21 protein-coding genes are annotated in these 21,049 nt (G+C 71.4%); 14 read left to right on the forward strand and 7 right to left on the reverse strand.

From position 1 onward, the window contains the following. Position 1: 1 nt before the first annotated feature. Complete coding sequence (thiL, locus tag EV279_RS10795; protein ID WP_133543363.1) at positions 2-991, forward strand: thiamine-phosphate kinase; 990 nt, start codon at positions 2-4, stop codon at positions 989-991. On the opposite strand, the gene rsmD is transcribed toward thiL, so the two are convergent. Together rsmD and EV279_RS10805 are read right to left on the reverse strand one after the other, a co-directional pair. Continuing rightward, a complete protein-coding gene (rsmD, locus tag EV279_RS10800; protein WP_133543365.1) occupies positions 961-1,542 on the reverse strand; it encodes a 16S rRNA (guanine(966)-N(2))-methyltransferase RsmD in 582 nt (193 codons plus the stop codon). The two genes, thiL and rsmD, sit on opposite strands and share 31 nt — an antisense overlap. Then, entirely contained in the window at positions 1,539-2,126 is a 588-nt protein-coding gene (locus tag EV279_RS10805) for a 1-acyl-sn-glycerol-3-phosphate acyltransferase (RefSeq protein ID WP_166644509.1), read from the reverse strand. The genes rsmD and EV279_RS10805 overlap by 4 nt, the downstream gene beginning before the upstream one ends. 75 nt (positions 2,127-2,201) lie before the next feature. Here EV279_RS10805 and EV279_RS10810 point away from each other — a divergent pair, with 75 nt between their 5' ends. From EV279_RS10810 to mutM, 6 genes are all read left to right on the forward strand, one after another. Next, positions 2,202-4,364: an ATP-dependent DNA helicase RecG gene (locus EV279_RS10810; protein WP_133543367.1), complete on the forward strand. Its 2,163-nt coding sequence runs from the start codon at positions 2,202-2,204 to the stop codon at positions 4,362-4,364. Positions 4,365-4,405: 41 nt separating this feature from the next. Continuing rightward, complete coding sequence (gene coaD / locus EV279_RS10815; protein ID WP_133543369.1) at positions 4,406-4,903, forward strand: pantetheine-phosphate adenylyltransferase; 498 nt, start codon at positions 4,406-4,408, stop codon at positions 4,901-4,903. A gap of 107 nt (positions 4,904-5,010) precedes the next feature. After that, positions 5,011-5,499 (forward strand): DUF177 domain-containing protein, encoded by a 489-nt coding sequence (locus EV279_RS10820; RefSeq protein WP_133543371.1) that lies wholly within the window; start codon positions 5,011-5,013, stop codon positions 5,497-5,499. Between the two features lie 29 nt (positions 5,500-5,528). Next, positions 5,529-5,738: a 50S ribosomal protein L32 gene (rpmF, locus tag EV279_RS10825; RefSeq protein ID WP_019179169.1), complete on the forward strand. Its 210-nt coding sequence runs from the start codon at positions 5,529-5,531 to the stop codon at positions 5,736-5,738. Positions 5,739-5,838: 100 nt separating this feature from the next. Next, complete coding sequence (rnc, locus tag EV279_RS10830; protein WP_243728616.1) at positions 5,839-6,477, forward strand: ribonuclease III; 639 nt, start codon at positions 5,839-5,841, stop codon at positions 6,475-6,477. Further along, positions 6,470-7,399 (forward strand): bifunctional DNA-formamidopyrimidine glycosylase/DNA-(apurinic or apyrimidinic site) lyase, encoded by a 930-nt coding sequence (gene mutM, locus EV279_RS10835; RefSeq protein ID WP_133543375.1) that lies wholly within the window; start codon positions 6,470-6,472, stop codon positions 7,397-7,399. Before rnc ends, mutM begins: the two co-directional genes overlap by 8 nt. A 48-nt stretch (positions 7,400-7,447) precedes the next feature. Here the strand turns inward: mutM and EV279_RS10840 are convergent, their stop codons facing one another. The 3 genes from EV279_RS10840 to EV279_RS10850 form a co-directional block, all read right to left on the reverse strand. Continuing rightward, a complete protein-coding gene (locus EV279_RS10840) occupies positions 7,448-8,548 on the reverse strand; it encodes a GNAT family N-acetyltransferase (protein ID WP_133543377.1) in 1,101 nt (366 codons plus the stop codon). Continuing rightward, a complete protein-coding gene (locus EV279_RS10845; RefSeq protein WP_133543379.1) occupies positions 8,541-9,629 on the reverse strand; it encodes a GNAT family N-acetyltransferase in 1,089 nt (362 codons plus the stop codon). Before EV279_RS10845 ends, EV279_RS10840 begins: the two co-directional genes overlap by 8 nt. A 72-nt stretch (positions 9,630-9,701) precedes the next feature. Beyond that, complete coding sequence (locus EV279_RS10850) at positions 9,702-9,959, reverse strand: hypothetical protein (RefSeq protein ID WP_133543381.1); 258 nt, start codon at positions 9,957-9,959, stop codon at positions 9,702-9,704. A 507-nt stretch (positions 9,960-10,466) separates the two neighbouring features. Here EV279_RS10850 and smc point away from each other — a divergent pair. The 5 genes from smc to EV279_RS10875 all read left to right on the forward strand — a co-directional run bounded on the left by smc (position 10,467) and on the right by EV279_RS10875 (position 16,530). Then, complete coding sequence (gene smc, locus EV279_RS10855) at positions 10,467-13,970, forward strand: chromosome segregation protein SMC (RefSeq protein ID WP_133543383.1); 3,504 nt, start codon at positions 10,467-10,469, stop codon at positions 13,968-13,970. Further along, positions 13,967-14,611 (forward strand): hypothetical protein, encoded by a 645-nt coding sequence (locus EV279_RS10860; RefSeq protein WP_133543385.1) that lies wholly within the window; start codon positions 13,967-13,969, stop codon positions 14,609-14,611. Before smc ends, EV279_RS10860 begins: the two co-directional genes overlap by 4 nt. 39 nt (positions 14,612-14,650) lie before the next feature. Next, positions 14,651-15,523, forward strand: a complete 873-nt coding sequence (ftsY, locus tag EV279_RS10865) for a signal recognition particle-docking protein FtsY (protein WP_133543387.1) — start codon at positions 14,651-14,653, stop codon at positions 15,521-15,523. A 68-nt stretch (positions 15,524-15,591) separates the two neighbouring features. Next, the gene (locus EV279_RS10870) at positions 15,592-16,092 is read left to right on the forward strand and encodes a DUF2004 domain-containing protein (RefSeq protein WP_133543389.1); all 501 of its coding nucleotides are present in this window, start codon (positions 15,592-15,594) and stop codon (positions 16,090-16,092) included. Next, entirely contained in the window at positions 16,093-16,530 is a 438-nt protein-coding gene (locus EV279_RS10875; RefSeq protein WP_133543391.1) for an MSMEG_6728 family protein, read from the forward strand. It begins immediately after the preceding gene. A 40-nt stretch (positions 16,531-16,570) separates the two neighbouring features. On the opposite strand, the gene lipA is transcribed toward EV279_RS10875, so the two are convergent. Next, the gene (gene lipA / locus EV279_RS10880) at positions 16,571-17,569 is read right to left on the reverse strand and encodes a lipoyl synthase (protein ID WP_133543393.1); all 999 of its coding nucleotides are present in this window, start codon (positions 17,567-17,569) and stop codon (positions 16,571-16,573) included. Beyond that, positions 17,566-18,204 (reverse strand): lipoyl(octanoyl) transferase LipB, encoded by a 639-nt coding sequence (gene lipB / locus EV279_RS10885; protein WP_133543395.1) that lies wholly within the window; start codon positions 18,202-18,204, stop codon positions 17,566-17,568. The genes lipA and lipB overlap by 4 nt, the downstream gene beginning before the upstream one ends. Before the next feature lie 97 nt (positions 18,205-18,301). Here lipB and EV279_RS10890 point away from each other — a divergent pair, with 97 nt between their 5' ends. Next, positions 18,302-19,360 carry a TetR family transcriptional regulator gene (locus EV279_RS10890; RefSeq protein WP_133543397.1) on the forward strand — a complete coding sequence of 353 codons (1,059 nt, stop codon included), beginning with the start codon at positions 18,302-18,304 and terminating at the stop codon, positions 19,358-19,360. Positions 19,361-19,372: 12 nt separating this feature from the next. Then, positions 19,373-20,938 (forward strand): signal recognition particle protein, encoded by a 1,566-nt coding sequence (ffh, locus tag EV279_RS10895; protein ID WP_133543399.1) that lies wholly within the window; start codon positions 19,373-19,375, stop codon positions 20,936-20,938. Positions 20,939-21,049: the final 111 nt, after the last annotated feature.

Here is a 21,049-nt window from a genome sequence, read left to right on the forward strand (position 1 = left end):
GATGACCGAGCCGCCCGACGATCCCCGCGTCGGCGACCTCTCCGAGGGCGGCATCCTCCGTCGCATCCTCGACCGCCTCGGACCTTCCACGGCTCTCGTCGGCCCCGGTGACGATGCCGCCGTGCTCGCCGCCCCGGACGGGCGCGTGGTCGCGACCACCGACACGCTCGTGCACGGCCCCGACTTCCGTCTGGCCTGGTCGTCGGCCTTCGACCTCGGCTGGAAGGCGGCCGCCGTCAACCTCGCCGACATCGCCGCGATGGGTGGCCGCCCCATGGCGCTGCTCGTCGCCCTCGCCATACCGGACGACACCCGGGTCTCCTTCGTCACCGGGCTCGCCGAGGGCCTGCGCGCCGCCTGCGACGCGCTCGCCCCCGGGTGCGCGGTCGAGGGCGGCGATCTGACGGTGTCCGACACCCTGACGATCGCGGTGACGGCGCTCGGCACGCTCGACGGCCGCGCGCCCGTGCTGCGCTCGGGAGCACGCGCGGGCGACGTCGTGGCGATAGCCGGTGAGCTGGGGCGGGCGGCGCGGGGCCTCGGGCTCCTGTTCACGCGGTTCACGGATCCCTCGGGCGCGCCGCGCCCCGTCGATGCCGGCGCCCTGTCGCCCGAGGACGCCGCCGACCTCGCCGCCCAGCTCCGGCCGACTCCTCCCGTGGCGCTCGGGCCGGTCGCCGCCGACGCCGGGGCGACGGCGCTCATGGACGTGTCGGACGGCCTCGTGCTTGACGCGACGCGGCTGGCCGAGGCATCCGGCGTGACCATCGTCCTGGATCCCGCAGCCGTAGGCGGCGAGCCTGCGCTCAGCGGCGGCGAGGATCACGGACTTCTCGCGACGTTCCCGTCCGGGGCCGCCCTTCCGCGGGGATTCCGCCGCATCGGCCGCGCCTCGCCGCGCGGGCGCGCGCCGGTGCTGATCGGCGAGGAGCTGCCGGGGGCGCGCACGGGGTGGGACCCCTACCGCGACTGGGACTCCGGGCGCGGCTGACCCCACCACATCGTGGTGTCGCCGTATGCCCGGTCGCGCACGCCCTCGAGTCCCGCCGCGTGCCAGTCGGGGGCCGGCGACCGTCGCGCGCGCTCGACGACGACGAGCGCCTCGTCCGAGAGCAGCGGACGCAGGGCTGCAAGCGCCGAGGACAGGTCGGCGTCCGAGAGGTCGTAAGGCGGGTCGAGGAAGGCGAGGTCGTAGGGCCCGGCGGCGCGCGCGAGGTACGTGGCGACCGACGCCCGGTGCACACGGATCGCCGCCTCGCGTCCGAGCGCCTTCTGGACCCGCGCCGCGTTCCGCTGCACGACTGCCGCGGCCGGGGCGCCCCTCTCGACGAGATCGACGGATGCCGCGCCGCGACTGGCGGCCTCCAGCCCGAGAGCGCCCGACCCGGCGTAGAGGTCGATCACGCGGGTACCTCGCAGCGCGTCGGCGGACTCGAGGGCGCCGAAGAGCGACTCCCGCACGCGGTCGCTCGTGGGACGCGTCCCGCGGTCGGGAACGTCGAGCGACGTTCCCCCGGCGCGGCCGGCGATGATGCGGGTCACGGCGCGCCACCCTCGTCGAGCTGCTCCTCGCGCAGTCTCGGCTCGATGCGGCGCTCCGGACGAAGTCCGGATTTGTCGGCGTAGAACGCCCGGATCGTGTGCATGTCGGCGCCCACGTCCCCGGTCAGCTCGATCGTGGGACCGAGCCCCGTGGTCATCGTCGTGCGGTCGACGTATCCGAAGGTCACACCGAGCCCCGCGTCGCGGGCGATCCGGTAGAAGCCCGACTTCCAGTAGGCGCCGCCGGTGCGAGTTCCCTCGGGCGTCACGACGAGACCGAAGGTGCCGTCCTCACCGATTCGCGCGACGACTTCGGACACCACTCGTGACGCGTCGGCGCGGTCCACGGGGATGCCGCCGAGCGCATGCATGACAGGGGACCGCCAGCCGCGGAAGAGGCTCGCCTTCCCCAGCCAGCGGATCTTCATGCCGAGTCGCCACGCGATGGCGAGCATGAGCACGAAGTCCCAGTTCGACGTGTGAGGGACGCCGAGCACGACGGTGGGGCGCGCGGGGGCGGGCTCGGAGACGAGCCTCCACCGGCTGAACGCCCAGTAGAGGCGGGCGATGGAGCGGCGGATCACCTCTCCAGCGTAGGACGCCGCACCGTTCTGCGTTCTCACGGCGGCGAGGTCCCGGACCATCTCTACACTCGGATCATGCCCGGCCTCTCCCTCGATTCCCGACTCGACGGCGCGGTCGGAGGCAAGACCGCGAAGGCGCTCGAGCGCGCGTTCGGCATGAGGACGGTCGGAGACCTTGTCGCGCACTATCCGCGTCGCTACGCGCGCCGGGGCGAGCTGACCCCGATCTCGTCGCTGCCCGTGGGCGAGGCGGTGACGATCGTGGCCGAGGTCAGGCGGGCGAACGAGCGGCGCATGCAGTACCGCAAGGGAAGCATCCTCGAGGTCGTCATCAGCGACGGGCACGGCGATCTCTCGCTGACGTTCTTCAACCAGTCCTGGCGGATCAAAGACCTGCATCCCGGCCGGCGGGGGATCTTCGCCGGCAAGGTCGGCGAGTACCGGGGGGCGAAGCAGCTCGCCCACCCCGACTACGAGCTGTTCGAGGACGAAGACACCGCGCGCATGAACGCGCAAGCCTACGCCCATCTCCCCATACCCATCTACCCGGCGACGTCGGCGGTCGCCAGCTGGCAGTTCAAGAAGATCATCGACCTCGTCCTCGACGGGCTCGGCCCCATCCCGGATCCCCTCCCCGGCGGCCTTCGCGACCGGCATGGCCTCCTCGACGCGCGCACGGCGATCGAGCGCATCCACCGGCCGGACTTCGAGGACCAGATCGAGCAGGCCCGCGAGACGCTCCGCTGGCACGAGGCCTTCGTGCTGCAGGCGGCGCTCCTGCAGCAGCGGCAGTTCGTGCGGTCGCTCTCGGCGACCAGGCGCGCGCCCGGACGCCTGCTCGAGCGATTCGACGAGGCCCTTCCCTTCCCGCGCACGCCGGACCAGATCGGGGTGGGCGCGCAGATCGAGAGCGACCTCGAGGGCGACTGGCCCATGAACAGGCTGGTCCAGGGCGAGGTGGGCTCGGGGAAGACGCTCGTCGCGCTGCGCGCGATGCTGCAGGTCGCCGAGAGCGGCGGCCAGTCGGCCCTCATCGCCCCGACCGAAGTGCTCGCCGCCCAGCACGTGCGCTCGATCGCGCGGATGCTCGGTCCCCAGCTCGCGCCGGAGCTCATGCCCACCCTCCTCACCGGTCAGCTGCCGGCGGCCGAGCGGCGGAAGGCGGCCCTGCGGGCCGCGTCCGGGCAGGCGCGCATCGTGGTGGGCACGCACGCGCTGCTGAGCGAGTCGACGACCTTCGCCGATCTCGGGCTGGTGGTGGTCGACGAACAGCACCGCTTCGGCGTCGAGCAGCGCGAGTCGCTGCGCGCGAAGGGCTCGTCGCCGCACGCTCTCGTGCTGACCGCGACGCCCATCCCGCGGACGGTCGCGATGACCGTCTTCGGCGATCTCGACGTCTCGACCATCCGCACGATGCCCGCCGGACGGGCGGGCATCGAGACGTTCGTCGCGCCGCTCGCCGAGAAGCCCGGCTGGTTCGCCCGGGTCTGGGACCGCATCGCCGAGGAGGTCGCGCAGGGGCGTCAGGCCTTCGTCGTCTGCGCGGCGATCGACGCCGAAGCCGGAGCGAAGGACGACACGGCGGACGAGCCGATCGGGCAGGACGACGATGAGCCGGCCCGCACACGCTGGGGCGTCGTCCAGGCGGCGGAGCTCCTGTCCCGGCATCCCGCGTTCGGCGACATCCGCATCCAGATCCTCCATGGCCGGATGCCGGCGGAGGAGAAGGATGCCGTCATGCAGGCGTTCGCGCGGGGAGACGTCGACGTGCTCGTCGCCACGACGGTCGTCGAGGTGGGGGTCGACGTGCCGAACGCCTCGACGATGGCGATCCTCGAGGCGGACCGGTTCGGGGTATCGCAGCTGCACCAGCTGCGGGGGCGCGTCGGCCGCGGCGGGGTACCCGGCCTGTGCCTGCTCGTGACGGAGGCGCCCGCCGGCTCGTCCGCCCGGGCGCGAGTGGACGCCGTGGCCTCGACGCTCGACGGCTTCGCGCTCGCCGAAGTCGACCTCGAGCTGCGTGGCGAGGGGGACGTGCTGGGCGACGCGCAGTCCGGGGCCCGGTCCTCGCTCCGGCTGCTGCGCGTCGTGAAGGACGCCGATCTCATCGCCGAGGCACGCATCGCGGCCGAGAGGATCTTCGACGAGGACCCGGCCCTGCTGCAGCACGGCGGCCTGACCGCGGCGATCGAACGCCGCGTCGGGCAGCAGGAGCGGGCGGCGCTGGCGAAGTCGTGACGCGAGCCGAGGCATCCGCCCGCCTGGATAGGCTGGGGGCCATGAGCAGCCGGATCGCCGTCGTCCCTGGTTCGTTCGATCCGCCGACCCTCGGCCACCTCGACGTCATCCGGCGGGCGGCGTCGCTGTACGACCAGCTGCATGTGCTCGTCGTGCACAATCCCCGCAAGGAGGCCATGCTGCCGATCGCGCAGCGGCAGGCGCTCCTCGAGCAGTCGATCGCCGAGAGCGACATCGACACAGAGGTCGTGGTCGCGTCGTGGAGCGTCGGACTGCTCGTGGACTACGCGACGGATGTCGGGGCCGGCGTGCTGGTCAAGGGCATCCGTTCACAGGTGGACGTGGCCTACGAGACCCCCATGGCGATCGTGAACCGCCACCTCGCCCACGTCGAGACGGTCTTCCTCCTCCCGGACCCCGCGCACGCCCTCGTCTCGAGCTCGCTCGTGCGCCAGGTCGCATCGCTCGGCGGCGATGTCACGCCGTACGTGCCGCCCGCCGTGGCGCGCTTCCTGGGAACTCCCGCCAGCGGCCTCTGACCCGAGCCCTCCGCGGGCGGCCGCCGGTAGCATGGACGACCGTGAGAAACCGCCACAACGGACCGCTCGACATCCCCGTCCGCGACATCGCGCACCGCCCCGGCGAGATGCGGGAGCACACGCTCGACGTCGTCGCCCCCGCGAAGTGGGGAGAGGGACTCGTCTCGGTCGCCGAGGGCGAGCCGATCGTGGTAGACGTCCGACTGGAGTCGGTGCACGAAGGGATCCTCGCCACGGGCGAGGCCGAGACCGAGTACACCGGCGTCTGCGGACGCTGCCTCCGCGACATCGCCGAGACGCTCAAAGTCGAGTTTCAGGAGCTTTTCGCGTATCCTGGGGAGGAAGCAACTGACTTCGAGGTTCAAGACGACCACGTGGATCTTGAAACTCCGGTCAGGGATGCGATCGTCCTGTCGCTTCCGTTTCAGCCGGTGTGTGAGCCGGATTGCCCCGGCCTCGATCCGGTCACGGGTGAGCGACTCACCGGAAGCACCGGATCAGAGCCCGTCGCTCCCATCGATCCACGCTGGGCAGCGCTCCAGGACTACACCCAAGACCACGACGACGACGCCCCGCGCCCTGTGCCGGGCAGCTGACTCGTCGAGAACACAGAGAAGAGTCAGCCATGGCAGGTAACCCCCCGAAGCGGAAGGTCTCCCGTTCGAACACGCGCTCGCGTCGCGCGCAGTGGAAGGCCGAGGCCCCCACGCTGGTCAAGACCATCGAGAACGGCAAGGTCGTCTACAGCCGTCCGCACCAGGCGAAGGTCGTCACCGACTCGCAGGGCACCGAGCTGTTCCTCGAGTACAAGGGCCGCAAGGTCGCCGACGTCTGATCGTCGTCCCGACGTGACCGACGTCACCCCGCGGCGCGCGGATCAGCCCCTCTCCGAGGGCGCCCCGCGCGCCGTTCTCGTCGACAAGCTCGGCGTCGACATCGACGCCGGGCTTCTGTCGCTCGCCCTCACGCACCGTTCCTACGCGTACGAGCACGGCCAGATCCCCCACAACGAGCGCCTCGAGTTCCTCGGCGACTCCGTCCTGGGGCAGGCGGTCACCGTCCGGCTGTTCACGCATCACCCCGAGCTCGACGAGGGCTTGCTCGCCAAGCGCCGCGCCTCGGTGGTGTCGACCGTCGCCCTCGCCGACGTCGGGCGGCGCATCGGCTTGGGCGACCACGTCCTCCTCGGACGCGGTGAGCAGCTCACCGGAGGCCGCGACAAGGACTCGATCCTCGCCGACACGCTCGAAGCCATCATCGGCGCGACCTACCTGTCCAACGGGCCGGACGCCGCTACGTCCCTCGTGATCCGGCTGATCGAGCCGCTCCTCGACGATCCGGACCGCTACGGAGCGGCGATGGATCCGAAGACGAGCCTGCAGGAGCTCGCCGCCCGCGACGGCCAGGCGGCTCCGGTCTACGTCGTGGAGTCGACCGGCCCCGACCACGACCGCCGCTTCACCGCGACGGTCTCGGTCGGTGACGTGTCGGCCCAGGGGACGGGTACGAGCAAGAAGCACGCCGAGGCGGCGGCGGCGCTCGGAGCGTGGCGCCTGCTGAGCGGGCGTGCCTGAGCTCCCCGAGGTCGAGGTCGTTCGCGCCGGCCTCGAGCCCGCCGTCGCCGGCGCCCTCATCACCGGCGTGACGGTGCTCGACGAGCGCGCGCTCACGCGGCACGCGGGCGGCGCCGCCGATTTCGAGGCGGCCCTCACCGGGCGGTCGATCGAGGGGGCCGCGCGCCGCGGCAAGTTCCTCTGGCTGCCGCTCCTGCCCGCTCAGGGTGCCGTCCCGGTCGATGCCATCGTCGGCCACCTGGGCATGAGCGGTCAGCTTCTCCTGCGATCGCCCGGCGCTCCGGCAGAGCGTCACGAGCGCGTGCGACTCGACATCCACCACCCCTCGCACGGCGAGATCTCCGTCGTCTTCGCCGACCAGCGCACCTTCGGATCGCTCGCCGTGGACGCGCTGCTCCCGACGCCCGATGCAGCGCCGGGAGGCCGGGGGACGCACGCCGCCGCCGTCCCGACACAGGTCGCCCACATCGCGCGCGACCCGCTCGATCCGGCGTTCTCCGATCGCGGGTTCCGCACCGCCCTGAGCCGCAAGAACTCGGCCGTCAAGCGCGTGCTGCTCGATCAGTCCGTCGTGAGCGGAGTGGGCAACATCTACGCCGACGAGGCGCTCTGGGCTTCCCGCATCCATCCGGAGACACCCGCCCGCGCGCTCTCGACCCGGGCCGCCAACCGGCTGCTGCTCGAGGTGCGCGCGGTGCTCGAGAAGGCCCTCGCCGAGGGCGGGACGAGCTTCGACGCGCAGTACGTCAACGTGAACGGGCAGGCGGGCTACTTCGCGCACTCGCTCCACGCCTACGGACGCACGGGGGAGCCGTGCCCGCGGTGCGGGCGGCCGATCGTGCGCGTCTCGTTCATGAACCGGTCGAGCCACTACTGCCCGCACTGCCAGCGTCAACCGCGGCCGGCGCAGCCTCCCGGCTGAGTGTGGGATGCCGCGCCCGGCGCGGGGCGCGGCATCCCTCGACGATCCCTACGCGAGGATCTTCTTCCAGGCGCCCGCGTACGACACCGGCGTGAAGCCGATCGCCTCGTTGATGTCGAGCATTGGCCGGTTCTCCTCGGCGTTGAACGTCGAGACGCGCGGCGACTCGGGTGCGATCTCGCGCCACCGCAGCAGGTTGGCGCACTTGACGATCGTCCCGAGTCGGTGGCCCCTGTGCTCCTTCAGCACGAGCGTGCCGTACTGATGGGTCGCGCCGGACCGGTCGTCGGCCGCGATCACGAGCTCGTTGTACGCCGCGATCACCCCCGTCGGGACATGCTGGACGCAAGCGACCGACACGACCTGCCCCTGCGCGGCGATGCGGGCATCCCGGCGGCGCACGCGCTCGGCATCCCACTTCTCCTCTTCGATGACCATGCCGCCCTGCGGGACGTCCGTCGACATGCGGGAGATCGCGTAGGCGTAGCCGTCCTGGAACTCCTCGGGGGTCGGCGGCGCCGTCCAGCTGACGACGCGATAGTCCTCCCCGGCGAAGGCGAGGGCTTGAGCGAGCATCGACTCCACGAGGGCGAACGAGCCGCGCAGATCGAAGGCCCTGTTGCGCTCCACCTGCTCGAGCGTGAAGCCGTTCTCGAGCTGGAACACCGTCTGGCGATCGTCCGCCGGCACCTCGCCCCAGCCCGTCGACGGCTGCAGCCTCGGCCCGGTGGTCCCGGGTCGATGCAGCGTCCAGGTCTGGAGGACGGTGCGCCCCAGTGCCCGCGCCTCCTCTTCCGCCGCGGCGAGGAGTGCCTCCTCGACACCCTCGCCCCAGTGCTCGGGGTCGACGAGCAGGTCGAAGTCGGACGTCGTCGCGGTCTCGTCCTGGGCGTAGCGGAGCGTCACCGCGCCGAGGATGCGGCCGTCGCGCTCGGCCCAGAAGCCGGTCTGCCCCCAGTCGCGCTGGTCCTGCCAGAACCCCAGCGCCTCGAGAGGCTCCTGATGCAGATCGTCGTGCCCGGCGTCGTGCAGGCAGACGGCGTTGCCGAGGCGGACCATCTCGAGGAAGGGCCCGGCGTCGGGGGCGTCGACCGTCGCGGGGACGACGATGCGTCCGATCGTGAGCGGTGGGGCGGCCGTCTCAGTCATCGAGCACCTTCTTCCATGCGCCCTCATACGCGATCGGCGCGAATCCGATCGCCTCGTTGATGTCGAGCATCGGGCGGTTCTCCTCTGCGTTGTACGTGATCATCCGCGGCGACTCCGTCGCGATCTCGCGCCACGAGAGGAGTCCCGTGCACTTGACGAGCATGCCCAGCCGATGGCCGCGGTGCTGCTTGAGCACCAGGGTGTCCTCCTGATGGGATGCTTCGGTGCGGTCCTTGCCGATGACGAGCTCGTTGAATGCGCACAGCTCGCCGGTCTCGATGTGCTGTGCGGCCGTCACGAGGAGGAGCCTGCCCGACTCGGTGTACAGGGCGTCGTGGCGGGCGACGCGCGCGGCATCCCAGCCCTCCTCGTCGAACTCGAGTCCGGCCGCGGGTGCGTCGGTGTTCATGCGCGACTTCATCCATGCGTAGCCCTCGACGAACTCCGGGGGCGTCGGGGGAGACCACTGCACGACGCGATACCCCGTCGAGGCCGCCTGCGCCTCGGCCAGCAGCCGCTCGATCTCGTCGAAGGAGCCCTGTAGGTCGAGGGCGCTGTTGCGCTCGACCTGCTCGAGGGTGTACCCGTGCCGCAGGTAGAAGCGTGCCGCGTCGTCCTCGGGGATCGAGCCGAAGCCCGTCGGCGAGTCGATGCGGGGACCGGGGGCCGCCGGATGCTCGGCCCACGACTGCAGGACCGTGCGGCCGTGCTCGCGGGCGGTCTGCTCGATGAGCTCGTAGCCGGCGGAGCCGATGCCCTGGCCACGCGCCTGGCGAAGGAGCTCGATGAGCCAGAACACGTTCTTGGATCCCTCGTGCAGAGGGACGTCGGCGCCTACGCGTCCGACGGGCACGCCGTCGCGCAGCACCAGCCATACCAGCCGCTTCTCGTACTCGGTGGGGCGGTAGTGGGGAAGCAGCTCGTCGGCGACGATGGAGTGATCGCCGTGACCGGAGATCTCGGCGTAGATGCGGTTTCGCACGTCGACCATGTCGAGGAAGTCGCGTGCGTCCGGGGAGTCGATGGAGTCGGGGATGGTCAGCGGTCGGAACTCGACGCCGGTGATCGTGGTGGTGCTCATGAGGGGTTCCTGGTCAGAAGTGCGGTCGGAGCGCGGTGGGGCGGTGTGCGGCCCGGTGCGGGCCGCACACCGTCAGAGGTGCGGCTGCAGCAGGTGCAGCCGCCGCAGTGCAGCGTTCTCCCGCGCCTCGAGACCGGAACGGTTCTCGAGAGCGCGCGAGCGCAGGTCGCGGTCCGCGCGACGGTTCGCGTGGGCCGCGCTCCGCAGAAGCAGCCAGAGGCCGAGGCGCAGCGATGCGCGGTCGACGAGGCCGACGGGAGCGGATGCCGGCAGAGCCGGAGCGGGCGGATGGAGGTCCAGAGTGCGGACGTCCACGAGGAGCTTGGACATGGTGGTGTCTTTCCTTGAAGGGATGAGGGGTCGGTTCGCCGGAGGAGCGCGGATCGCGCTCGAGAGATGGCGGGGCGATGCGGGCGCAGGGATGCGCCGCGGGCGGGATCGCCGGATCAGCCTGCCTGAGGGCAGAGTTCTCCCGGGAGCGGCAGGTCAGCCGGCCGTGGGGATGAACGCGTAGAAGGACCCGGTCGCCGTGGCACGGAATCCACCGCACGCGGTGGCGTGGACCGGCGCAGTGCCGGCAGCAGTCATGTGCATCATCATGGCGACCTCCTTTCGACTTCTGACGCGATCAGCGACGCTAGCGCAGTCGTGTGGTCGGCGTCAAGGTTTTTCTCAGAAACGGCGGTTCGCCGCGCGTGTCGCCTTGCGTGCCGAACGGCCGGAAACCCTCGCGGAGCTTCGAGCGAAGCATCCCTCCACCGGCCCGGCGCACGGGCGTTCCCCGGCGTGTCGGGTACGGTTGTCGCGTCATCCATCGGCCGTTGCGGAGGCTCGTCCATGCACCTGAAGAGCGTGACGCTCAAAGGGTTCAAGTCGTTCGCGCAGCCCACGACCTTCGCCTTCGAGCCGGGCGTCACGTGCATCGTCGGTCCGAACGGATCCGGGAAGTCGAACGTCGTCGACGCTCTCGCCTGGGTCATGGGGGAGCAGGGGGCCAAGACGCTGCGCGGCGGGAAGATGGAGGACGTCATCTTCGCGGGCACCGCGACACGCGGGCCGCTCGGGCGGGCGGAGGTGCAGCTGACCATCGACAACGCCGACGGCGTGCTGCCGATCGAATACTCCGAGGTGACCATCAGCCGCACACTCTTCCGCAACGGGGCCAGCGAGTACGCCATCAACGGCGAGACGTGCCGGCTGCTGGATGTGCAAGAGCTGCTGAGCGACACCGGCCTCGGCCGGGAGATGCACGTGATCGTCGGTCAGGGCCGCCTCGACAGCGTCCTGCAGGCCTCGCCGGAGGAGCGCCGCGGCTTCATCGAGGAGGCCGCGGGCATCCTCAAGCACCGGCGGCGCAAGGAGAAGACCGTCCGCAAGCTCGAGGCGATGGAGGCGAACCTGCTGCGCCTCAGCGATCTCGCGGGCGAGCTGCGCCGGCAGCTGAAGCCGCTCGGACGTCAGGCGGAGATCGCGCGAGAGGCCGCGACGATCGCGGCGGTCGTCCGCGACGCCAAGGCGCGGCTCTTCGCCGACGAACTCGTCGCCCTCCGTACCGAGCTGGGCGGCCACACCCGCAGCGAGCAGGAACGGCATGCCGAGCGGCTCGTCCTGCAGGACCGGCTCGAGAACGTCCGGTCGCGCATCGAGGTGCTCGAAGCCGACCAGCGCTCGGAGGCCGTCGACCGGGCTCGCAGCGTGGCATTCGAGCTCGAGCGCGTGCAGGAGCGCGTGCGCGGCCTGTACACGCTGGCGGGTCAGCGCCTCGCCCTCCTCAGCGAGGGCGTCGACGACGATCCCGCGACGCGCACGACGGTCTCGCAGGCGATGATCGAGGAGGCTCGAACCGAGATCGACGACATCGCGGCGGGGCGGGGTGACGCCCAGGACGCCGCGGCGGAGGCCGCGCGCGAGGTCCTTCGCGCGCGGGCCGAGCTCGACGCGCTCGACGCCGACATCGCCGCGCAGAGCGCCCTCGTGTCGGAGCACGACATGCGGATCACCGCGCTGCGCGGAACGGCCGAGGCCGCAGCCTCGACGCTCGCCGCCGTCCGCGGCGCGGTGGAGCGACAGCAGAAGGCGCTCGACGCAGCCCTGGCCCGCCGGGCGGACGCCGAGGCGGCGCTCGAGGGCATCGACCCCGATCTCGTCGCCGAGGGCACCACCGCCGAGCACGCGGCGGCCTACGAGCGCGCTCAGCGCGACGCGACCGATGCCGAGGGCGCGGTGCACGGACTGCGCGAGCGGCTGCATGCCGCGGAGCGCGAGCTCGAGGCCCTGCGGGCGCAGACCAAGACGCTGAGCCGTGCCCTCGACACGCGCAACGCGGCAGCCGACATCGTGGCGCGCGGGGGCTCCGGCGTCCGCGGGCTCATCGGGGATGCCATCAAGGTCACGCCGGGCTACGAGGCCGCGATCGCAGCCGTCCTGGGACCGCTCGCGGAAGGCGTGCTCGTCGATTCGACCGACGACGCGTTCAACGTCGCCGCGCTCGCGCGGGACGGAGACCTCGGCGTCGTGGACATCGCGGTCGCCCACGCCGGGCGGGCGACGGAGCCGACGGCGGCCGTCCGCGGCGCGGTCGCCGCGCGCGACGTCGTGGCGGCGCCCGACGGCGTGATCGGCATCCTGGCACCCGTGCTCATCGCCGAGGACCTCGACGCAGCCCGGTCGATCGCGGCGCAGGCGCCGTCGTCCACGGTGGTCACCCGCACGGGCGAGGTCGTGACGGCCCACACCCTCCGCGCGGGATCCGGACAGGGGCGCTCGCGCCTCGAGCTGGCGGCGGAGCGGGATGCCGCGTCCGAACGGCTCGCGGAGATCACCGTCGTCTCGGACTCCCTGCGTACCGCCCTCGCCGACACGGTGGGCGAGCTGGAGAGCGCCCGGCAGGCGACCAAGACCGCTCTCGAGACGCTGCGCGCGCACGACGCGGCCCTCGCTGCGCACGCCGAGCAGGTCAACCGGGCGACCGTCCGGCACGAGGCGGCGATCGCCGAGTGCGAGCGCCTCGCAGCGGGTCTGGCCCAGGCCGAGGCGGCGGTCGAGGATGCCGTCGCCTCCGCCCGCGTCGCCGACGAGCGCCTGACCGTGGCCCTCGAGGCCCCGCGACCGATCCTCGACGCGTCTGCGCGAGAGGGACTGCTCGCCGGCCTCGAGGCGGCACGGGAGGACGAGATGCGTACGCGGCTCGAGGTCGAGACGCTGCGTGAACGGGTCCGCGCGGCGGAGGCCCGCGTCATCCAGCTGTCGAACCAGCGCGAGCGCGAGCGGGAGGCGGCGGCGGAGGCGGCTCGGCGGGCGGTCATCCGGAGGCAGCAGCGCGAGACGGCGGCCGCCGTGACGGCTCAGCTGCCGCCGCTCCTGGATGCCATCGACCGCTCCGTGACGCAGGCGCGACTCGAGCTCGCGACGGCCGAGAGCGCCCGCACCGCCGTGACGCAGGAGCTCGCCGAGCTCCGGGCGCAGGAGTCGGCCGCGCGCGAGCGGCTGGCAGGGCTGACGGAGAGCGTGCACGGCCTCGAGCTGCAGATCCACGAGAAGCGACTGCACGTTGCGAGCCTGCTCGAGCGCGTCGCCTCCGAGCTGGGCTTGGAAGAAAACATTCTCATTTCGGAATATGGCCCCGATCAGCCGATCCCTCTGAACTCCGACGAGAAGGACGACGCCTCGGTGCCGTTCGACCGCGCCGAGCAGCGGCGACGCCTGCAGGACGCCGAGCGCAAGCTGAGCCAGCTCGGCCGCGTCAACCCGCTCGCTCTGGAGGAGTTCGCCGCGCTCGAGCAGCGCCACAAGTTCCTCACCGAGCAGCTGGCCGATCTGACGCAGACGCGCAAGGACCTGATGACCATCATCGAGGAGCTCGACGAGCGGATGCAGACGATCTTCCTCGCGGCCTTCGAGGACACCAGGACGGCGTTCGGCGACGTGTTCCCGATCCTGTTCCCCGGGGGTACGGGCAGCATCTCGCTCACCGACCCCGACAACCCCCTCACGACCGGCATCGAGGTCGCCGTGCGTCCCGTGGGCAAGAAGATCGAGCGGCTCTCGCTTCTGTCGGGCGGCGAACGCTCGCTCGCGGCGGTGGCTCTGCTGACGGCGATCTTCAAAGCGCGTCCGAGTCCCTTCTACATCCTCGACGAGGTGGAGGCCGCACTCGACGATGCGAATCTCGGACGCCTGCTGGGCGTCTTCGAGCAGCTGCGGGCGTCCAGCCAGCTCATCGTCATCACGCATCAGAAGCGCACGATGGAGATCGCGGACGCCCTCTACGGTGTCTCGATGCGCCAGGACGGCGTCTCGGCCGTGGTCGGCCAGCGGGTGGGGGAGCGCGTCGCGTCGTGAGCCGCCCGACCGCTCGAGCCGCGGTGGCGGTCTCCGTCGCACTCCTCGTCTCCCTGAGCGGGTGCACGGTGCAGCCGTCTCCGACGCCGAGCGCCGCCGAGCCCTCGCCTTCGTCGTCCGAACCGCCGACCGTCCAGATCTCCCTCGATGACGGCGACCTGCTGGATCCCGCGCAGACGGCCTCGTGGGCGGATCCGCTCGACGGTGCCGCCGGGTACACGGTCGTGACAGCCGACGACGGGGACGGCTCGTGGTCGTACCGGAGCGAGGCGACGGACTGCGTCGTCGGCTACTGGCACGGCGCCCTTCCCGATTCCGGCGAAGGGGACGGCGACGCCGCCGACTCGGACCTGCTGCTCGCCGCCCAGTTCGGAACGACGGCCGAGGAGATCGCGTCCTTCGCGCGTGACGACCTCGCCCCTTTCCGCACCCCCTCCGAACTCGTCCAGACACGGGCGGTCGCGGGCGCCGACTCCGAGACCGCGACGACCTACCTCGTCGCCGCGCGCGCCTTCGCGGCGCTGGATATGGGCTTCGTCGCGACGCTGCGGTGCCCCTCGACCACGGACGTGCGCGACATGTGGGCGCTCCTGAGCTCGGATCCGAACGCATTCCAGCTCGTCTTCTCGGGCACGGGCTGACGATCCGTCGCCGCGTGGAGCGCCCCATAGGCTGGAGTCATGGCAGAGAGCTCCTGGTCGCTCGGCCGCGCGCTGCGCGGCATGTTCGTGAAGCCGACGATCGACGAGACGACGTGGGACGACCTCGAGACGGCGCTGCTGACGGCCGACTTCGGTCCCGACATCACCGAGCGCATCGTCGACGAGCTGCACGAGAAGGTCGAGCGGTACCGCACGACCGACCCGCGGGACCTGCAGCGGATGCTCAAAGAGACGCTCGAGGAGCACTTCGCCAAGTTCGACACGACGCTCCGGCTCACCGAGCGCCCGGCCGTCGTGCTCGTGGTGGGCGTCAACGGCGTCGGCAAGACGACGACCATCGGCAAGTTCGCGAAGTTCCTCCAGCGCTACGGCCGCTCCGTCGTGGTGGGCGCGGCCGACACCTTCCGGGCCGCGGCCGTCGACCAGCTCGCCACGTGGGCCGAACGCGGCGGCGCGACGATCGTGCGGCCGCAGCAGCAGGGGCAGGATCCGGCATCCGTCGCCTTCCAGACGATCGACTACGCCAAGCGCACGGGGACGGAGATCGTGCTCGTCGACACCGCCGGCCGCCTGCACACCAAGGGCGGCCTGATGGACGAGCTGACCAAGATCCGCCGCGTGATCGAGAAGCAGGCGCCCATCAGCGAGGTCCTGTTGGTCCTGGATGCCACGACCGGCCAGAACGGCGTCATGCAGGCGCAGGCGTTCCTCGAGCACGCCGGAGTCACCGGGCTCGTGATCACCAAGCTCGACGGCTCGGCGAAGGGCGGATTCGTGCTCGCGGTGCAGGAGCGCACCGGAATCCCGGTGAAGCTGCTCGGCCAGGGCGAGGGGATCGGCGACCTCACGGGCTTCACGCCGCATGTGTTCGCGGCCGCCCTCGTCGACTGATCGGCGTTTCGGCGACACACGGAGCGTCGCCACTACCGCCCGACCCGGCAGGCTGGTTTCATGGGTTCATGGCGATCGAGCACGACTTCTTCGGACTCCTCGAGTCCGGGCCGGACGGGTCGATCTTCTGGTCTGAGAACGTCGAATTGGGCGACCAGAGCGTCACCGTCGACCTGACGGCACCCGACCAGGACGACGTCTCCGAGGCGGCTCTCGACGTCGCAGCGGGCCTCGTCTCGTCTCTCGAGGCGATCGACCGGAGCGCCCGCAACGCCATGGTCTCCGAGCTCGACGACCGCACGAGCGAGGTGACCGAGTACATCCTGCAGCAGCAGGAGAATCTCGGCGACGACATCGACGACATGCTCGTCGACGTATCGGGCGATCTGCACATCGACGTCATCCGCTCGCTGCAGCTGATGAGCATGACGATCCTGGCCGACGAGCACGGCGGCTCGGATCCTTTCGCGGTGCTCGAGTACGCGCTGGACCCCGACGCCACCGACGACGTGCTGCTGGTCAATCTCGGATCGGACGGCGACGTCCTCTCGGTGACCAGCGCCGACTGAATGCAGACCTTCCTCCCTTACCCCTCGTTCGCCGCGTCCGCGGCTGCCCTGGACCGCGCCCGGCTGGGGAAGCAGCGCGTCGAGACCCTGCAGCTGCTGCGTGCGAACACCCTTCCGACCTACGGGTGGCGCCACCACCCGGCCGCGAAGATGTGGCGCGGGTACCTTCCGGCCCTCGTGTCGTACGGACTCGCGATGACGGATGCCTGGACCGCCCAGGGCCGGCCCGACAACGTCCGCCCGCAGCTGCTCGCGTTCGCGCCCGAGGTCGAGGGCGTGCGGCAGGACGACCTGGAGCTGCCGCTGTGGCTCGGAGACCCGGCGTTCCACCTGTCGCACCGTTCGAATCTCGTGCGGAAGGATCCCGAGTTCTATCGTCCCCGGTTCGGGGACATCCCCGACGACCTCCCGTACATCTGGCCGGCACCGGCCGTCTGAGGCGAGCCCGCGCGGCGCCGTCGGCGCGGCGGCGGTCCTCTCACACCGCCTGGGCGAATCCGCGCTCCGCGTGCACGTCGGCTGCGATGTGCGCGAGGTGGGGAGGGATGTCGCGGCCCTTCGAGATCATCGACTGCGCCCACAGGCGCCCGGCGCGGTACGAGGAGCGCACGAGCGGGCCGGCGAGCACCCCGAGGAAGCCGATCCGCTCGGCCTCCTCCTTGAACTCGACGAACTCGTCGGGCTTGACCCACCGCGCGACGGGCAGGTGCCGCGGGGTCGGACGCAGGTACTGGGTGATCGTGATGATGTCGGTGCCCGCGTCGTGCAGGTCGCGCAGCGCCTGCACCACCTCCTCCAGCTCCTCGCCCATGCCGAGGATGAGGTTCGACTTCGTGATGAGGCCGGCGTCGCGCGCCTGGGTCAGCACATCGAGCGACCGCTCGTAGCGGAACGCCGGGCGGATGCGCTTGAAGATGCGCGGGACCGTCTCGACGTTGTGCGCGAACACCTCCGGCCGCGCCTCGAAGACGATACGCAGGAGGTCGGGGTCGCCGTTGAAGTCGGTCGCCAGGAGCTCGACCCCCGTGCCGGGGTTCAGGGCGTGGATCTGGCGCACGGTCTCGGCGTTGAGCCACGCGCCGCCGTCGGCGAGATCGTCACGCGCCACGCACGTCACGGTCGAGTAGCGCAGCTGCATGCGCTGCACGCTCTCGGCGACGCGCCGCGGCTCGTCGGTGTCGTAGTCGGCCGGCTTGCCGGTGTCGATCTGGCAGAAGTCGCATCGCCGCGTGCACTGCGAGCCGCCGATGAGGAACGTCGCCTCCCGGTCCTCCCAGCACTCGTAGATGTTCGGGCAGCCCGCCTCCTGGCAGACGGTGTGCAGCTCCTCGGTCTTCACCAGCGAGTGGAGCGCCTGGTATTCCGGCCCCATCTTCGCCTTGGTCTTGATCCACTCGGGCTTGCGCTCGATCGGGGTCTGGGCGTTTCGCACCTCGAGCCGCAGGAGCTTGCGGCCCTCGGGCACGGCGGCGCTCACGCGATCGCCCCCGCGTACTCGGCCTGGAAGGCCCGCACCACCGGGTCCACCACATCGACGGGCGAGATGTCGGCGCCGACGATCTCGCTCATGGTCGTGACCCCGGCATCCGTGATCCCGCACGGGATGATGCCCCGGAAGCCGGCGAGGGAGTTGTCGCAGTTGAGCGCGAAGCCGTGCATCGTGACGCCTCGCTGCACGCGGACGCCGATGGCGGCGACCTTGTCCTCCCCGAGCGGACGCCGCACCCACACGCCGCTGCGACCCTCAACGCGGTAGCCCTCGATGTCGAACTCCGCGAGCACGTCGATCAAGAGCCCCTCGATGCGGCGGACGTGCGCGACGACGTCGACGGGCTCCCGCAGCCGCACGATCGGGTACCCGACGAGCTGCCCCGGACCGTGCCACGTGATCTTGCCGCCTCGATCGACGTCGACGACGGGGGTGCCATCGGTCGGGCGCTCGTGGCGCGCCGTCCGCGCGCCAGCCGTGTACACCGGCTCGTGCTCCAGGAGGATCAGCGTGTCGGCCCGCTCGCCCGAGACGATGTCGGCGTGGACGCTCCTCTGCAGGGCCCAGCCGTCGTGATACAGCACGTACTCCGGCGAGAAGCCGGGGGTGAGGATGTCGAGCACGGCTCTCCTTCGCTTGTGGCGACTTCCTGGATCGCGTCCAACAATACGCCTCCGCCGCCGCTCGCGACCACGCGGGGCGCACGGATAGCGTGGGGGCATGCCCAGGGAGCCCCGGACCGGCCGACCCCGCGCGTCCTCGCGCGAGACCCTCGCGGAGGCGGCGTGCGAGCTCTTCCTCGAGCGCGGGTTCGAGCAGACGTCCATCGCCGACATCGCCTCGCGCGCGGGGGTGAGCCGATCGAGCTTCTTCAACTACTTCGCCTCCAAGTCCGACATCCTCTGGTCCGCTCTCGACGAGCGGGTCCGAGCCCTCGAGGAGCGGCTGCGCGGCGACGGGGCGACGTCGGCCGCGGCATCCGCGACCGCTGACGCGTCACTCGGGGCGTCCGGGCGCGCGGGCGGCGCGGCCTCCGCGGTCACCTCCGCACTCACGGCCCTCGGGGCGGGTTTCACCCCGGACAGCCTGGCCCTGGCCGTCGTGAACACCGACGCGATGGGGCTCGAGGCGGAGCTCGAGCGCGAGGCATCCGTCCGCCGCTCGCGGATCGCCGCAGCGGTGGCCACTCGTCTGCACGCGGCCGGCGTCGACCGGCTGGAGGCCGACGTCGCGGGCGCCGCCCACGGGGGAGCGGTGCTCGCCGCGATCGAGGCGTGGGCTCACGGCGGCGCCGGGCGCGCACCGCTCGCCGGCTTCCTCGCCCGGGCGCTGGTCGTCGCGGCGCCCACCCTGCCCACGGCCGTCCGACAGCTGCGGGTCGTCGCACGCGCCGAGCGGTTCGACGAGGCGCTCGCCTTCTACCGCGACGAACTCGGACTCGTCGAGCGGGAGTCGCATGAGGGGGAGGGCGATGCGCGGGTCGCGATCCTCGCGGCGGGCGAGGCGACCCTCGAGCTCTCGAACGCCGGCCAGGTGGCTCTGATCGACCGGGTCGAAACGGACGGGGATGCTCCGAGCGACGCGATCCGGCTCGCATTCGAGGTCGGCGACGCGGATGGGATGACGGAGCGCCTCGTCGCGGCGGGGGCGAAGCTCGAGGCATCCGCTCGCCAGACGCCCTGGCGCTCGCTCAACTCGCGCCTGCGGGGTCCCGCGGGACTGCAGATCACGCTCTTCCAGGAACTCGGGCCCGCGGGGGAGCCGGACTCGCTCACGTAGAATCGGGGGATCATGGCTACCTTCGGCACGCTCTCCGATCGGCTCACCGAGACCTTCCGCAATCTGCGCACCAAGGGCAAGCTCACGCCCGCGGACGTCGACGGCACGGTGCGCGAGATCCGTCGCGCCCTGCTCGACGCGGACGTGGCGCTCCCCGTGGTGAAGGAGTTCACCGCGAAGGTGCGCGAGCGCGCGCTGGGCGACGAGGTCAACCGGGCGCTCAACCCCGCACAGCAGGTCGTGCAGATCGTCAACGAGGAGCTCATCGCGATCCTCGGCGGCGAGCAGCGCCGGCTTCAGTTCGCGAAGAACCCGCCGACGATCATCATGCTCGCGGGCCTGCAGGGCTCGGGCAAGACGACCTTCGCCGGCAAGCTCGCGAAGCAGCTCGAGAAGGACGGCCACACGCCGCTCCTCGTCGCGGCAGACCTCCAGCGCCCCAACGCCGTCAACCAGCTGCAGGTCGTCGCCGGTCAAGCGGGCGCCGCCGTGTACGCGCCGCAGCCCGGCAACGGCGTGGGCGATCCCGTGCAGGTGGCGCGCGACGGCGTGGACATCGCCCGGCGGCACCAGCACGACGTGGTCATCATCGACACGGCGGGCCGCCTCGGCGTCGACGCCGAGCTGATGAGGCAGGCCTCCGACATCCGCCGCGCGACGAACCCCGACGAGGTGCTCTTCGTCATCGACGCGATGATCGGCCAGGACGCCGTCAACACGGCGAAGGCCTTCCAGGAGGGCGTCGACTTCACCGGTGTCGTGCTGTCCAAGCTCGACGGCGACGCGCGCGGCGGCGCGGCCCTCTCCGTGGCATCCGTCACCGGTCGCCCGATCATCTACGCCTCGACGGGCGAGAACCTCGACGACCTCGAGCCGTTCTATCCCGACCGGATGGCGTCGCGCATTCTCGACCTCGGCGACATCCTCACCCTCATCGAGCAGGCTCAGGCCGCGTTCGACGAGGAAGAGGCGATGAAGGTCGCCGAGAAGCTCGCGAAGGAGCAGTTCACGCTCGAGGACTTCCTCGAGCAGCTTCAGCAGATGAAGAAGATGGGCTCGATGAAGAAGATGCTCGGGATGCTCCCGGGCATGGGCCAGATGAAGCAGCAGCTCGACGACTTCGACGAGCGCGAGATCGACCGCACCGAGGCCATCATCCGCTCCATGACGCCGGGGGAGCGCCGCAACCCGAAGGTGCTCAACGGCTCGCGCCGGCTGCGCATCGCGCGCGGATCCGGGATGACGGTCACCGACGTCAACCAGCTCGTGCAGCGCTTCGAGCAGGCGGCCAAGATGATGAAGACCGTCGCCCGCGGCGGTGTGCCGAACATCCCGGGGATGGGTCCGGTGCCCGGCGCGGGGCGCCCCGGCGCGTCGTCGAAGCGCGGCAAGCAGCAGAAGTCGCGCTCGGGCTCGCGGTCGGGAAACCCCGCCAAGCGTGCGGCCGAGAACGCCGGCATCGCGGCGGCGGGTCCGGCGGAGCCGACGGGCTCGGGCTTCGGCCTCGGCGGCGGCGGCAAGGGCGGGCCGAGCGAGGCCGACCTCGCCGAGCTGCAGAAGATGCTCGGGCGGGGCTGACCCTTCACGGAGGTAGGAAATCGAGCGAAGGCAGGAAATCTGCCTCCAGTAGGGTCCTACCTTCGCGCGGATTCCTACGCCGGTGACCTTCGGCGTCTCCTCCACACCGCG

The sequence above is a fragment of the Microbacterium sp. BK668 genome (assembly GCF_004362195.1).
Taxonomy (GTDB): domain Bacteria; phylum Actinomycetota; class Actinomycetes; order Actinomycetales; family Microbacteriaceae; genus Microbacterium.

Coding starts and splice junctions, on each gene's coding strand:
- thiL (WP_133543363.1), top strand. CDS start 2: ATGACCGAGCCGCCCGACGATCCCCGCGTCGGCGACCTCTCCGAGGGC.
- EV279_RS10810 (WP_133543367.1), top strand. CDS start 2,202: ATGCCCGGCCTCTCCCTCGATTCCCGACTCGACGGCGCGGTCGGAGGC.
- coaD (WP_133543369.1), top strand. CDS start 4,406: ATGAGCAGCCGGATCGCCGTCGTCCCTGGTTCGTTCGATCCGCCGACC.
- EV279_RS10820 (WP_133543371.1), top strand. CDS start 5,011: ATGCGGGAGCACACGCTCGACGTCGTCGCCCCCGCGAAGTGGGGAGAG.
- rpmF (WP_019179169.1), top strand. CDS start 5,529: ATGGCAGGTAACCCCCCGAAGCGGAAGGTCTCCCGTTCGAACACGCGC.
- EV279_RS10840 (WP_133543377.1), bottom strand. CDS start 8,548: ATGACTGAGACGGCCGCCCCACCGCTCACGATCGGACGCATCGTCGTC.
- EV279_RS10845 (WP_133543379.1), bottom strand. CDS start 9,629: ATGAGCACCACCACGATCACCGGCGTCGAGTTCCGACCGCTGACCATC.
- EV279_RS10850 (WP_133543381.1), bottom strand. CDS start 9,959: ATGTCCAAGCTCCTCGTGGACGTCCGCACTCTGGACCTCCATCCGCCC.
- smc (WP_133543383.1), top strand. CDS start 10,467: ATGCACCTGAAGAGCGTGACGCTCAAAGGGTTCAAGTCGTTCGCGCAG.
- ftsY (WP_133543387.1), top strand. CDS start 14,651: ATGGCAGAGAGCTCCTGGTCGCTCGGCCGCGCGCTGCGCGGCATGTTC.
- EV279_RS10870 (WP_133543389.1), top strand. CDS start 15,592: ATGGCGATCGAGCACGACTTCTTCGGACTCCTCGAGTCCGGGCCGGAC.
- EV279_RS10875 (WP_133543391.1), top strand. CDS start 16,093: ATGCAGACCTTCCTCCCTTACCCCTCGTTCGCCGCGTCCGCGGCTGCC.
- EV279_RS10890 (WP_133543397.1), top strand. CDS start 18,302: ATGCCCAGGGAGCCCCGGACCGGCCGACCCCGCGCGTCCTCGCGCGAG.
- ffh (WP_133543399.1), top strand. CDS start 19,373: ATGGCTACCTTCGGCACGCTCTCCGATCGGCTCACCGAGACCTTCCGC.